The 13,476-nt window shown below is 61.9% G+C and carries 12 protein-coding genes; 5 read left to right on the top strand and 7 right to left on the bottom strand.

Annotation, left to right across the window (positions count from 1 at the left end; translation table 11 throughout):
- Window positions 1-81: 81 nt before the first annotated feature.
- Together JN302_RS28335 and JN302_RS28330 are read right to left on the bottom strand one after the other, a co-directional pair.
- Window positions 82-828, bottom strand: coding sequence for a DUF4336 domain-containing protein (locus JN302_RS28335; protein WP_202329928.1), 747 nt, complete (start codon window positions 826-828; stop codon window positions 82-84).
- Window positions 829-933: 105 nt separating this feature from the next.
- Window positions 934-1,218, bottom strand: coding sequence for an acylphosphatase (locus JN302_RS28330; RefSeq protein WP_202329927.1), 285 nt, complete (start codon window positions 1,216-1,218; stop codon window positions 934-936).
- A 122-nt stretch (window positions 1,219-1,340) separates the two neighbouring features.
- On the opposite strand from JN302_RS28330, the gene JN302_RS28325 reads away from it, so the two are divergent.
- The 3 genes from JN302_RS28325 (at window position 1,341) to JN302_RS28315 (ending at window position 3,354) form a co-directional block, all read left to right on the top strand.
- Complete coding sequence (locus JN302_RS28325; RefSeq protein WP_202329926.1) at window positions 1,341-2,333, top strand: bifunctional helix-turn-helix transcriptional regulator/GNAT family N-acetyltransferase; 993 nt, start codon at window positions 1,341-1,343, stop codon at window positions 2,331-2,333.
- A gap of 50 nt (window positions 2,334-2,383) precedes the next feature.
- A complete protein-coding gene (locus JN302_RS28320; RefSeq protein ID WP_202329925.1) occupies window positions 2,384-2,899 on the top strand; it encodes a hypothetical protein in 516 nt (171 codons plus the stop codon).
- 83 nt (window positions 2,900-2,982) lie between these two features.
- A complete protein-coding gene (locus JN302_RS28315) occupies window positions 2,983-3,354 on the top strand; it encodes a pYEATS domain-containing protein (protein WP_202307503.1) in 372 nt (123 codons plus the stop codon).
- Window positions 3,355-3,391: 37 nt separating this feature from the next.
- Here the strand turns inward: JN302_RS28315 and JN302_RS28310 are convergent, their stop codons facing one another.
- The 5 genes from JN302_RS28310 to JN302_RS28290 form a co-directional block, all read right to left on the bottom strand.
- On the bottom strand, window positions 3,392-4,504 hold the full coding sequence (locus JN302_RS28310) for a pyridoxal phosphate-dependent aminotransferase (protein ID WP_202329924.1): 1,113 nt from the start codon (window positions 4,502-4,504) through the stop codon (window positions 3,392-3,394).
- A 146-nt stretch (window positions 4,505-4,650) separates the two neighbouring features.
- Window positions 4,651-5,871, bottom strand: coding sequence for a porin (locus JN302_RS28305; protein ID WP_202307499.1), 1,221 nt, complete (start codon window positions 5,869-5,871; stop codon window positions 4,651-4,653).
- A 505-nt stretch (window positions 5,872-6,376) separates the two neighbouring features.
- On the bottom strand, window positions 6,377-7,354 hold the full coding sequence (locus JN302_RS28300) for a phosphoglycerate dehydrogenase (RefSeq protein WP_202329923.1): 978 nt from the start codon (window positions 7,352-7,354) through the stop codon (window positions 6,377-6,379).
- Window positions 7,355-7,369: 15 nt separating this feature from the next.
- Entirely contained in the window at window positions 7,370-8,047 is a 678-nt protein-coding gene (locus tag JN302_RS28295) for an acylneuraminate cytidylyltransferase family protein (protein WP_202307497.1), read from the bottom strand.
- A gap of 96 nt (window positions 8,048-8,143) precedes the next feature.
- The gene (locus tag JN302_RS28290; protein WP_202307496.1) at window positions 8,144-9,151 is read right to left on the bottom strand and encodes a glycosyltransferase family 2 protein; all 1,008 of its coding nucleotides are present in this window, start codon (window positions 9,149-9,151) and stop codon (window positions 8,144-8,146) included.
- 391 nt (window positions 9,152-9,542) lie between these two features.
- On the opposite strand from JN302_RS28290, the gene JN302_RS28285 reads away from it, so the two are divergent.
- Entirely contained in the window at window positions 9,543-10,367 is an 825-nt protein-coding gene (locus JN302_RS28285) for a hypothetical protein (RefSeq protein ID WP_202307495.1), read from the top strand.
- A gap of 169 nt (window positions 10,368-10,536) precedes the next feature.
- Window positions 10,537-13,335, top strand: a complete 2,799-nt coding sequence (locus JN302_RS28280; RefSeq protein WP_244846707.1) for a glycosyltransferase — start codon at window positions 10,537-10,539, stop codon at window positions 13,333-13,335.
- Window positions 13,336-13,476 lie beyond the last annotated feature (141 nt).

The following is a 13,476-nucleotide window of genomic DNA, read 5'->3' as shown; positions in this document are numbered from 1 at the left end:
CGAAACAAAGCAGACGCAATCGACGGCGACAAGCGGCAAGTCGGAGGCACCGTCATTGGGGCAGCCATGAACCTTCGGTGTTCAGTCCATCAGCCACCGGAAGGCGCGACGCAGTTCCTCGACGGCGTCCCTTTCGTACCATCGGCCATGGGCAAGGATGACGCGGTCCGGCTGCCAGCCGATCATCGTACCGACAGCCTGACGCAACTCTTCCCTTTGCCTGGAAAAGGTGAGGCGCATGTCGCGAGGCATCTGGCCGTCGGGATCGAGCACGCCGCCGGCCCATGCCAGCCAGCGAGCTCCGTAGCCGAGCCTTTCGGGCTCGAAGTTCTCGATCAGATCGGTCAGCACCAGCGTACGGCTGGCGCGATGGAAGAACACGAACTCGGTCATGTAGCTGCCGGCCACGGGCAGGGTGGCGATAGCGTCATCCCATGGATAACCGGTCGCGCCCTTCAGTTCGTCCGTCGGGAAATCGATGTGATCGCCCGCCTGTTCCCTTATCCGCGGCGCGAGAAAGACGGCTGCCCCGGGATAGGTGTTTCTCCATTCCGGAATCCACCAGTAATGGATGCGGTTCGGACCGACGATCCAGGCCGGGTTCCCCAGGCCGTCCATCTCGGTCTTCAATTGCGGCGCGAGTGTCGTTGGGGAGTGGACGAACAGGGCGTTGCCCGCGAGCCGGATCACCGTCATCCGTGTCGGGAAGCTCATTTTCAGCATCGGCGGACCGAAGCGGATGGCGGGTCCGTCGACGATCCAGATATCCTGCGCGACCGGCTTCAGCGTGTTCAGAGGTGGATAGACGACGTGATCGGTGTCGCTCATTTCAGCTCCTCGGGTCAGCCGAGCAAGGTTACCATCGCGTGCCCCTATCGGACACGCTCAGGCGCTGGGCGCGTTGTGGCCGATCAAGGAGGATGAGCAAGCGGGCTAGCCGATAATGGTAAATCCGGCGGGTTCGTCCCGAAGCCGGGTCTCGCTGGTGACGACACCGGAAACCGAAGCGCCCGGCGGTCCCGTGCGAAGACGCTCGACCATCGCGGCGAGCGACCTGGCTGGGCCGATGAGGAGGGCGGTCACCGATCCGTCCGGCTCGTTGCGGACCCAACCGGACAATCGGAGCTCGCGGGCTTCGGTCCACGCCCAGGCACGAAAACCCACTCCCTGCACCTTGCCGGTGATGCTGGCCAGCATCGCCTCGCGATCGTCTGTCATCGCGTGTCTCCCATCATGTAGACGCTAATCTGGCGCGACGCCTGCCAAAGGCAAGTCGGGGCAATATAGTTGACTCAGTCCATTATTTGACCGAGACTTCCGTGAACCGAGGAGCCCTCGCAATGTCGGATCAGTCCGCCCTCATCGCCGAAATCAGGCGATTCAACCGCTTCTACACACGCACAGTCGGCCTGCTCGACGAGACGCTGACGCAAAGCGCTTTCACACTGACCGAGGCGCGCGTACTCTTCGAACTCGGCCACCGCGACGGGCCGTCGGCATCGGAAATCGCGGCCGATCTGCGCCTCGATCCGGCCTATCTGACGCGGATCCTGCGGAAATTCGCCGCCTCGGGCCTGACAGAGGCGAGGGTCGATACGGCCGATGGGCGGCGGCGCATCCTCTCTTTGACCGGAAAGGGCAGGGAGGCGCTGGCGAAGATCCAGTCGGCGGCCGATCTGGAGGCGTCGCGGCTCGTCGGCGGGCTTTCCGCTTCGCAACGCGCGGAACTGGAAAAGGCGATGCGCCGTGTGACGCGCCTTCTGGGCCCGACCGGCGAACGCCCACAGATAAGCCTGAGGCCGCACCGGGTGGGCGACATAGGGTGGGTCGTCGAGCGCCAGGCGCTGCTCTATGCCGAGGAATATGGCTGGGATATCAGCTTCGAGGCGCTGTTGGCCGAAATCGGCGCGGCCTTCATCCGCGATTTCCGCGAAGGGAAGGACTTTTGCTGGATCGCGGAATGTGATGGCGAACCGGTCGGGGCAGTCTTTCTTGTCCATGATGGCGACGAGACGGCCAAGCTGCGCATGCTCCATGTCGAAGCGGCCGCCCGGGGGATGGGCATCGGCAAGTTGCTGGTCGGAGCCTGCATCGAAAAGGCGCGCGCATTCGGCTACCGGCGCATGGTGCTGTGGACGAACGACGTATTGTCCGCCGCTCGCGCCATCTATCAACGTGCCGGCTTTCGGCTCGTGGCCGAGGAGCGGCACCACAGTTTCGGCAAGGACCTCGTCGGCCAGACCTGGGAGCTTGAGGATCTGCAGAACTGGATCTGTGACGTGCCTACGACGGATGTGCTTGAATCGCCCGGCGTGAAATTCCGTGAAAGTTGATCTCATTCATGATAAGGTAGAGTTGGAATTTGTAGCCTATGGGGGGCGCAGTGGAAGGATTCTTAGTCGGGATTAAGCAGCATCAATCGTCTTTGATAATGTTGTTTCTTTGTTTTTTCGCTTTGGTGTTTCTCCTGCAATGGGTTTTCTGGATATTCGGATTTGGACGTTTCTCACAGACGGAATTGGCAAAGCAGCCTGCCAGTTTCACGGTAAGGAGCCCGATCCGGCACGTGATCGCTGATCTGTTCGTCAAGGTTATCGACGATTTCAGGCATCTTCTTGCGCTGTTGATTGTGGTGGTATTTGCGATCTCTCTCTTCTATTCGTTGTGGAGAATCGACAACTCAACGGATAGCTTGGCGAAGGCTCTCCAGGCCGTGACAGGTTCCCTTGGTGGCATAGTTGGCGTGATCCTAGGCTACTATTTCGGTGAGTCGTCAGCCCGCCCTGCCGATGCCACAGTCGCGGGAACAATAGGTGGGGCCCCGAAGCAAGAGACTTCGCCCGCTCCAGGGACGGAAGCTGTCCCGACGGTAGCGGCTCCGCGGCCCCCTGCTGGCTGACAAGGCGAGATATTGTCCCTCGCCGAACTGGCCCTACCATCAAAGGCGGGGCACCGATCGACTTCTAGGGGATGCGATATGACATGTACGGAAATCTGAACGTCACCGTCAGGGACAGTCTTTTCAACCCAAACGGCAACGGCGGTCCAGCTTGGAAAAACTCATCGAGTGACCAGCCGCTCTACCAAGTCCATATCTATCTGGAGGGACAAGATCTTCCTTATGTCCGGAGCGCCACCTATGAATTGCATCCCTCATTCAGGGAGCGAGTGAAGAGAATTATCCGGACCGCCTCCAATCCCAATTGCCTGCTGACGATTTGGACGTGGGGGATATTTGAGGTCGGAGTCGCTATCGAGGACAAGCGAGGCCAAGTCTACAACTTGAAACACAACCTGCGTTACGGAGAAGAGATTTCGCGAACGCCGGAATCGAAATTTCAGAACATGTCCTGACAGGTCCGCTAAACACGGACGTGTCGCTCCGGTCGCGCTACTTTGTCCGTGCGGCCGCCAGCGCGGCGGGCAGTTCCTGCTCGAAGACGGTCAGTTCGTGATCGAGACCGACGCTGACGCGTATGCAGCGGTCGAGCCCCGGCACCATGGGCTTGCGGATGAAGACGTCCCGCGACAGCATGTCCTGCATAACTTTCAGCGCGAAGGCGCCATCGGATCCGCAATCGATCGTCACGAAATTGGTGGCGGAAGGGATCGGCGTGAGGCCGTTGGCGCGCGCTATCGCCGAAATGCGGTCGCGTCCCGCCGCCACCTTGGCCACGACCTGGTCAAGATAGGCCCGGTCGGCGACGGCTGCCGCGCCGGCGACAAGCGCCATGCGGTTGACGCCATAGTGGTTTCGGACCTTCTCGAAGTCGCGGATGACGCCGGCCTCGCCGATCGCGTAACCGCAGCGGATGCCGGCCAGCCCGTAGGCCTTGGAGAAGGTGCGCATCCGGATGACGTTCGGACGCGAGACGTCGATCGGCGGCTGCGCCGATTTCGGGCCGGTCTCGCCATAGGCTTCGTCGAGCACCAGCATGGTGGTCTCCGGCAGCGCCTCGATGAAGCGCGTGATCTCGCCTGCCTCCCACCAGGTGCCCATCGGATTGTCCGGGTTGGACAGATAGACCAGCGGTGCGTTCTCACGACGCGCGGCGGCCAGCAGCCCGTCGAGGCTCTCCCGGTCGTTCTCGTAGGGAACGGCAACGAGGCGGGCGCCGAAGCCCGCCACGTGGAAATTGAAGGTCGGATAGGCGCCGAGCGAGGTGACCACGGGCGTTCCCGGCCCGGCATACATGCGAACCAGCAGGTTCAGCAGCCCGTCGATGCCCTCGCCGATGACGACGTTGTCGTAGCCGACGCCGAGATGGACGGCGAGTGCCGTCTTCAGGTCGTAATTGTCGGGGTCGCAATACATCCACATGTCGGCGGCAGCCGCCGTCATGGCCGCGATCACGCGGGGCGAGGGGCCGAAGCAGCTCTCATTGGCGCCGATTCGGGCGCGGAACTTCGCTCCCCGGCTGCGCTCCTGCGCCTCCGGCCCCACGAATGGCACAGTGGCCGGAAGGGCCGCGACGAGTGGGGTCTGCGAAGGACGGGTGGTCATGAGATGGGCTCGCCATGCGATCGGTTGAGAAGGGGCTCCCGCACCAGGAACCCACCGCGGACGGATTAAACGCCTTGCGCATTGCGGGCAACAAGAAACCCGGCGGGAGGCCCGCCGGGTTCAAACGATGGTCGTCGCGCTGTCGATCAGAAGTCGCGGGTGAACCGAAGGAAGCCCGAGACCGAGCCGTCCAGATCCTCGATCTTGTCGTAGTAGACCTCTGTGCGGATCTCGAAATTCGTGACCGGCGTCCACGCAAGCGCGATTTCGGCCTCGTATCCGGAGAGATCCAGGGTCTCATCGGAGCCGCCGGCGTAGAAATTGTTGAAATACTGCGCGCCGACGGAAGCGCCGAACTTGTCGGTGAACTGGTGGTAGTAGGAACCGAGAATGGACCATTCGGCTCCGCCGTTGCCGCCGGTGATCGCCAAAATCGGGGAGACGACACCAAACCGGGTGTCGCTGTTGGCATAAAAGCCCAGCAAACGCAGCGACGAGCCAGGTGCGTTGGGGATGTTCCACTGCATGCCCACCTGGGCGCCCCAGCCGCTCTCGTGCTCCGCGCCGGGTATGTCGAGCGTACCGGTGATATCGTCTTCCCAGCCGAGCTTCGCCCAGACGGCACCCCAGCTCTGGTTGTAGCTGGCCACGCCGACCACATCCGGCACATAGCCCCTGCCTTCGAGCGCATCGTCTTCCAGCGAGATGGTCAATGCAAAGCCTTCGGCCGACCCGAATGAATATCCCATCTGATGTCGCTGAGCGTCACCATAGGACATGCTGCCCCAGCTGTGCGAACCGTAGACGGCGAGGCCGGCTTTCTGCGATTCCACCCACGCCGACTCGGTATAGCCCGCGCGGAAGCCGCCGAGATCGAGATAGGCCTGGTCGGTCACGACCGGTCCGTCGGCGAACGGGTTTGAGCCGGTCAAACCACCGAAGTCGTCCAGCACGAACGGGTCGCCCCACGACGCCTGGAAACGGATATAGCCGCGCAGCAAACCCCACTCGGTTTCCGAGCGGGCGTCGAAATTCACGCGGGCACGCGTTTGCTTGAGCCATCCTTCCTGGTTGGGATAGGCGCCGTAGGTGAGAAAGTCGGGCGTGCTGCCCGACACTTCGCCGGTGTCGGGGTCGATTACGCCGCCGGTATAGTTTTCCGAGCCGATCTGGTAGCGAACGTAACCGGAAATCCTGAGGCAGGTTTCGGTTCCAGGAATATAGAAGAAGCCGGCGCCGTAGGTGTCGCACACGCGCACATATTCGACGGGCTCGGGCTCGGCGACGACGACGGCGTCGGCAGCCCGGGCGCCGGTGACCGCGACGAGCGCCGCGGCGGAACCAAGAAGAAGGCTCTTGATGGTCATGAATTGCTCTCCAGACGGACTTTGTCTCGTTCTTTTTTGACATTCGGTCGGCCGATCGATCTCGCCCGGTTCCCCCAGCCAAAACAGACTGGCCGAATGCCTCGCCACATTTCTTCCCATTTTTCTGCGCCGCTTCAACACAATTGGCGCGGGCGGGAGCCTGGGATGGTGCGAAGCAAAAAAGCTGTTGCTAAAATGCTACGGTTTTTCGCCGGCAAAGCGGGCAATCCGGCCAAACCGCCGCTATTCCGGGCAGCTCAGGGTCGCCTATGCCCGAGTTTCGAGCACCATCGCTCGACCGTCCCGGCCGCCGTGCGGCCGATTCGTGCCTTATGTTGGTGCGCCGTATCGGCAAGAACGGACAGGAGCGGCGGGTTCCAATCGTCCGTCGGTAAGAGCCCCGAAATCAGCGGGCGCCTCGGTGGACCGGAGCGCCCGCTTGAGCTTTGTGGCGTTCGCGACCTGGGACTCGAAGCCGCGCCCTGGGCCGTCCGAAGCGGCCGGGTCAGGCCACGCGATTGGGTCGCCAGCCGGAAATGGCGCGCAGGCCGAGCGTGTCGAACAGGATGTCCGTCGTCATCCGGTTGACCCGATGGACCGCGTCGGCGGTGTTTGAGCCGTTATGCGTGCCGAACACGCAGTTCTCAAACTCCCGCAGCGGGCTGTCGGCAGGGAGCGGCTCGACCTCGAAGACGTCGAGGCCGGCTCCTGCCAGATGCCCGCTCTTCAGCGCCTCGGCGAGGGCGGCTTCCTTGACCAGTTGGCCGCGAGCGACATTGATCAGGAAAGAGCCCGGCTTCATGCGGGCAAAGGCTCGCTCGTCGAAGAGATGATGGTTCTCCGGCGTCAGATTGCAGGCGATCACGACGAAGTCGCTCTTCTCCAGCAGAGCGTCGAAGCTCACCTGGGTGGCACTGGCATCGGCGAGCGCGGCGGCATCGATCTGCTGTTCGTCGCTGCCGATCACGTCCAGCCCGAACGCGGCGCAGCGCCGGGCAATCGCGCGGCCGATCGATCCCAGTCCGACGACGCCGGCAGTCTTGCCGGACAGGCTGCGGCCCTCGACCTTGAGCCAGCCGCCGGCGCGCACCGATGCGTCCATGCGATGCAGGCCGCGCGCGAGGAGCAGGAGATAGGACAGAGCGAGATCGGCGACTTCCTCGCCGAACACGCCCGGGGTGTTGAAGACCGGCAGGCCGAGGTCGCGGGCCGCGACCTTGTCGATGCCGTCCGTGCCGATCCCCCATTTGATGACGGCCTTCAGGCCCTTGTCCCGCGCTTGGGCAAGGGCGGTGCGGTTGATGGCGTCGTCGCCCGCGATGACGCAGTCCATTCCGGGGAGCAGCCGTTCCATGTCCTCGGCGCCGAACTGCTGCCCCGGGATCGGCGGCAGCACGGCCTCGACGCCCGCCGCCTCATATTCCTCACGGAACTTGTCGAAATGGCGCTGCAGATGCATGCAGGTGATCAGTACTTTCGGCATGGTCGTGGCTCACCCTCAGCGCAGGCGGAAAATCTCTTCGGCGACGCGGAAGTCGATCTCCTCGTCGATGTCGACCGCTTCATAGGGATCGATCTCGAACATGTATGGCCGGCGGCCGATGCGCGTGTGCTCGTTGAGCAGCGTGTCCCTGCCGAAAATATAGATGCAGGAATTCTCCTCGTAGAAGGGGGGGAGGTCCTGGGTCCGGATGAGGATGTTCGGGTTGTGATTGATCGCCCGAGCGAGCGAATCGTAGAAGCGCGTCTGGACCTTGGTCACCGAGAACAGCGAATCGTGGATCGGATAGTTCTGCAGGAACGTGTCGATCGCCTTGCCGACCGTTTCGGGCTTGAGCAGCGGATTGGTGGAGTGCGTCTGCAGATAGAAGTCGGCCTCGACGGAACGCACGTCGTGGATCAGCACGTCGTTCATCGGGGTCATGCCGCCGAGCAGATGCTGCGGCCGGTCGAGGATCACGACATCAGGGTATTTTTCGGCGCATTGTTCCTTGATCGTCGGAGAGTCGGTGTCGATGACGATCACGTCCACCCTGCCGGAATTCATCAGCGTGTCGACGGTGTGGTGGAACAGTGGCAGTCCGTTGCCGAAAGGCCGGTAGTTCTTGCCCGGCACACGCTCGGAATTGTGGCGCATGGGCATCAGCGCTGCGATGCGTGGTTTCTTCGTGGTCATGACAAGGTTTCCCCAGGGATTGGTCGCGCATCCCGTTAGCGCGAAAGAAGATGCACGGGCAAGGCGGGAAGGGCGAGCGCGTCCTTGCGGGGCCGCTCAGTGCCGCGGCTGGCGGCGAAGCTCGGCCTCGTCGCGTTCGAAATTATAACGTTCGGGAGCTTTCATCAGCGCGTCGTAGTCGAGCTCCTCGGCGGCTTCGCGGCCGCTTTGCCCGTTCTTCTCCGCGCGCGAGACCGGAAAGTAGAAGCGCCGGCGCAACTCGTCCGACACCTCGTTGGGCCCGCTGTAGCCAGCATAGGTGCCCGCCATCTGGTTGTAGCGGAAAAGGATGATGGACTTCATCTCGGCCAGCAGCTTCTTTTCGGCGAAAGCGTGCCAGAGGTCGTTCAGGATGTTCGCCGGGAGCAGGCGCAGGAAGTCGAGGATGCCGAAACTCGCGGTGTCGTCGATGCGGCGCATCGCCAGGGCCTCGCGGCGGTAGCGGTTGCGCACCGTGGCCCAGCTTTCCTCGTGGACGTGGATGATCTCGGCCTCCGCGACATAAGCGATCCAGCCGCCCTCGGCCTGCGCTTTCTTTGCCCAGTCCAGGTCCTCGAGCCCTGTCAGCATCTCGTCATAGGGCCGTCTTTCCCATTCGGACCGGCGTATGGCGGTGTTGGCGTTGTTGCAGAAATAGCTGCGCTGCGGCAACGCCGAGTCGTTCGGAAACCATTTCGCGAAGATCTGGTGCTCGGAATAGTGGTTGAGCTCGTTGCCGCGCTGCTTTCCGTAGGAGAGCACGACATTGGGCTCGGAGAACGGCTCCACCAGATCGGCCAGCCAGTGGCGGTGCTTCGGATAGACATGGGCGCTGACGAAGACCAGGATGTCGCCGGTCGCTGCAGCGCAGCCCATGTTCAATGCCCGGCCGAAGGTGAAGGCTCGCTTGTCGATGGGTACCACCTTGACGCCGAACTCGCGTGCGATCGCCACCGTGTCGTCCGTCGAGCCGCTGTCGACCAGTATGACTTCATGCGGCATCAGCGACTGATTGGAGAGGCCGACGAGAAGCTTCCCGATATGTTTCGCCTCGTTATATGCGCGAATGACGATGGAACATTTCATGATGCGCTGCACTGATCCCCACAGTCGTTCCGCGGCGGCCGATCCGCGCGGAACTCGAAAACGACCAGGAATTGGTCCTTGGACATCCTTCGATTCGAAGTTCCGACTGCATTGAATTTGACGGCGCACTAACATAGGACGGTGCGTGGTGCCAGAGGGAGGCGCCGGAATCCGGTTCGGTCCGCTGCGGGCACTGCCTCGAACCATGTTCGAACGGTCCCAACCAGTGGTAAGCGGAGTCGGGCCGGAGCACGCAAAGGACGAAGTCGTCCCCCGGCGCAGGCGGTCACAGCAGGGCGCGGCAGCGAGACGCAAATGTTGGGTAGACGATGCTGAGGCCGAGCAGAGATGGTTTCCGGGGGCGCCGCAACGGAAGGCGGCCGCACCGCGCATGAGAATTCCCCATCCGGACGATCTCCCGCCGTCGCTGCGCAGGCTCGGCGGTGCCCTGTTGTCCCCGCGGCTGCGTTCGACCATAGCGACGCGGCTTCAGGACCTGGCCAACGCGCAGTATCGGCTCGACCCGCGGTATCGCGCCAACCGCGCGGCAATTGCCCGATTGCGCGGATCCCGGCGTGGCGATGTCTGCGTCATCATGGGAAACGGGCCGAGCGTTCGTGGTTTCGATCTGGCCCGGCTCGACGGCGTTGACACATTCTGTCTCAATCGCGGCTATCTCTTGTGGAATGCCGCCGGGCGATCGCCGCGCTATGTCGTGGCCACGAACAATCTCGTCATCGAGCAGTTCTCCGGCGAACTGGCCGATATTGCCGCGACCCGCTTCCTGCCGTGGGACTATGCCGGCCTGTTCTCGGACCCCGACAGTCTGTTCGTGCCGCTGCGGTGGCGCCGCGGCTTCTTCACAGACATCCGCCGCGGACTTTGGGTGGGGGGGACCGTGACCTTCGCGGCGATGCAGATCGCCTATCACATCGGCTACCGGCGCGTGGTGCTGATCGGCGTCGACCATGCCTTCACCTTCGAAGGCAGGCCGAACGAAAAGCTGACGGCGCGCGATGCCGACCCCAACCATTTCGACCCGAACTATTTCGGTCCGGGCACTGCCTGGCATGCGCCGGACCTCGCCTTGTCGGAGGTCTCGTACCGAATGGCGAAGGAGGCCTTCGAGCGGGACTGCCGGGAGATCGTCGATGCCACCGAGGGCGGCAAGCTGCGGATCTTTCCAAAGATGCCGCTCGAGCAGGCGTTGGGATAGTGGATTGACGGTGGACCCCATCAATTGCGGTCGGGATTGGATGTTGTCAGGGGGGCAAAGTGGGAACGCGAACAATCTTCGATAGCAACCGGACTACCTTGGCGACCGGGTGGCATACCCAAGTTGCATTCTCATATTCCCCTGTTCGGCGAGCCGCCGGCCCCGCGTGATGCTGTTTCGCCGGATCACAGGGCAACTGGTCGGGGTGCTGGACTGGCTGCGGCGAAACCGACGGAGATCTTTCGTCGCAACTGCCCTGGCCTTGCTGGCTGCGAATGCCGCCGCGCTCATAGCCGCCCTTTTCCTGCCTGAAGGGCGGACCTCGACGACGTTGGCGGTGATCCCGGTTCTGGCGTTCAATTCGGGAGTGACGTTCTTTCTGGGCATGCTGGCTTCCGGCTACGTCAGATCGCGCATCATGGGCTTCGGTCCGCGGGCACCGGCCCTGAGACCCGCGCCCACGGTCGCGAGGATGGTGGAGGCGGCGCAGTCAGAACCCTCGATCGGGCAGGCGAACCCGTCACGCGAGGTTGTCGCCAACGCCCGCAAGTTGTTGCGGGAGGCGGTCGACCGACTGCCGCCCCCGGAGATCGACGGACCGGCGGCCACGCGAGCATACCCCATCCCGGAATTGGGGTCTGAGACAGCATGCGTCACGATAGTGGTCCCGCTGTTCAATGAAGAGCGGTTCGTCTCCGACGCGATCACAAGTCTGAAGGGACAGACAGTTCGCAATTTCGAGGTCTTGATCGTCGACGATGCCAGCACCGATCGATCCGCGGCGCTGGCCAAGCAAGCTGTCGGAGACGATCGGCGCTTCCATTTGCTGAGACATCTGCGCAATTCGGGCCTTGGCGCCTCGCGAAACACCGGGTTGCGGCTTGCACGTACGCCCTTTGTCACATTCCTCGATGCCGACGATATTCTCCTGCCGGATGCGCTCGAAATACGGCTCAGGCGTTTTGGAGAATTGACGGACGGTCGCATCGCCGGCGTCTATTGCGGTGTGGTGCAGGCGCCCGAAACGATAACAGCCGATTATTTGCCCCGGAGACGCAATTATTCGGGCCGCGCGCAAACGTTTGTCTCGTCCGAAGGCGAATGCCCCTTCAACGCTCATGCACCGATACTGCGGACCGACGTGCTTCGTCTTCTCGGCGGTTTCGACGAGACGCTCCGGTTCGGTTGTGAAGACTGGGATATGTGGCAGCGCGTCATGCGCCATGGCTACTGGTTCGAGCCGGTCAATCGCATAGCGGCTGTCTATCGGCGGAAATCGGGGAGCATGGTGCGCACGATGCCCCTCGAGCACCTGCAGTCGGGCCAGCGAATCTTCAACTGGGTCCATTCGCCCCTGCCATCCGAAGAGGTCGTTTCGGGAACGCCGTTCGTCTTCAACGAAGGGCTTGATACTTACCGCCGCGCCGACAATTTCCTGAGGCGTACGGTGCAGTACGGAGCCATGGCTTACATGCGCTCCGGGGCCTCATTCCTTGAACTTCTGACAAGCATTCCCGGCGATCTGTGGCCCTACGCCCTCAAGCATTTCGATGTGCCGCAAATGATAACGAAGGGGCTCGCGCGTTACCTGGCTATCGATGATGCGGACACTGCAGACCTGGGGGGCGACCTGATAGCCGCGCGGGACGCCATCCTTGCCCATTATTCGGCGTTGCAGCGCGAAACGCGTCTAGTGGACACCGAACCTGTCCGATCGAGCGTTGATGTCGCGCTGTTCGCGGCAAACCTCAAGCAGGCTGCTTTGATGGCGGATCTGGCGGCGCGCCTGGGCGAGAACGCCAAAAACTGTGTTCTCGTCAGCGCCGAAACGGTATCCGGTGACCAGGGTGTCGAAGATTTCTGGATTTCCAGGAAACTGCCCTATCTTACCTACAACCTGTATGCGCTGCGCGAGTGGCGCCTGGCGCCTGCCGTCAAGATCGTGATGCGGCCTTATGACGGAGCCATCCGCGGCTTCGCTACGTCAGGCCCTGGATTGCTGGTCGAACTCGTGGACCCGGCCGCCCCGGTCGGCTTGCCCGATGAGAATGCGCCGGCAGTGCCCGATATGAAGGTAGCGCTTGGCGATGCGCTGCCCCTCGTGGAGAGAATGCTGGAACCCGAAGACGGCCCCTGTCCCGCCAACAGGGACCAAAGTCCGGGGCCGGTGGCAGTGCCGGCACGCGCTGGCATCGCGGCCCCGTTCATTCTTCACAAGGAGGAGCGCCTCGATCTCTCGCCGGATTACGAAAGGCTGAGCGCACTTAAGGACCGGTACAAAGGAGAGCGCTGCTTCATCATCGGAAATGGACCTTCGCTGAACGCGCTCGACCTCTCCAAGCTTAAGAACGAGCACACTTTTGCGGTCAATGGCATCTTTTACAAGAAGGATGAAATGGGTTTCGATCCCACTTTTTATGTGGTTGAAGATTCGTCGGTGATGGCGGAGAACATCGATGCCATCCGCGCATACGAAGCCCGGTACAAGTTCTTTCCAACGATTTACCGATCACTGCACCCGGCCGAGGACAACGTGCAGTTCTTCCACATGAACCGGGGGTTCTACGAACGGGAGGGGGCTTCCTTCTGCGTGCCGCGGTTCTCGGTCGATGCCGCGAGCAGAGTGTTCTGCGGTCAGTCGGTCACGTACATAAATCTTCAATTGGCCTACTACTTCGGTTTCTTGAAAGTATACATGATAGGAATGGACTTCTCCTACGTCATTCCTCAAAATGCCATCGTCAAAGGCGATCTGATCACTTCAACGGAAGCTGATCCAAACCACTTCAATCCTTCCTATTTCGGTGCCGGGAAGACATGGAAGAATCCGAAATTGGATCGCGTCAAGCTGAACTACGAATTGGCCCGAGATGTATTTTCTGCGGGAGGCCGAGAGATCATAAATGCTACGAAGGGCGGAAAGCTCGAGCTGTTCCGTCGTCAGGCCTATGACGATCTGCTCGAATAGAAGAAGTTGACTTCCATGAAGCATTCGGATGGGACATATGCTCCGGAGGCCCATCCCGATGTCAAGTTCTAACGAGTGGGGAGGGCAAGCAGGCCAAGCTGTGCTTCGCGTGGTGTCCCTTGCCACGGCCAGATCTCGGGG

The organism is Mesorhizobium sp. L-8-3, from assembly GCF_016756615.1.
In the GTDB taxonomy this organism is placed as follows: Bacteria; Pseudomonadota; Alphaproteobacteria; order Rhizobiales; family Rhizobiaceae.
This window is presented reverse-complemented; position numbering and strand designations above follow the sequence as displayed.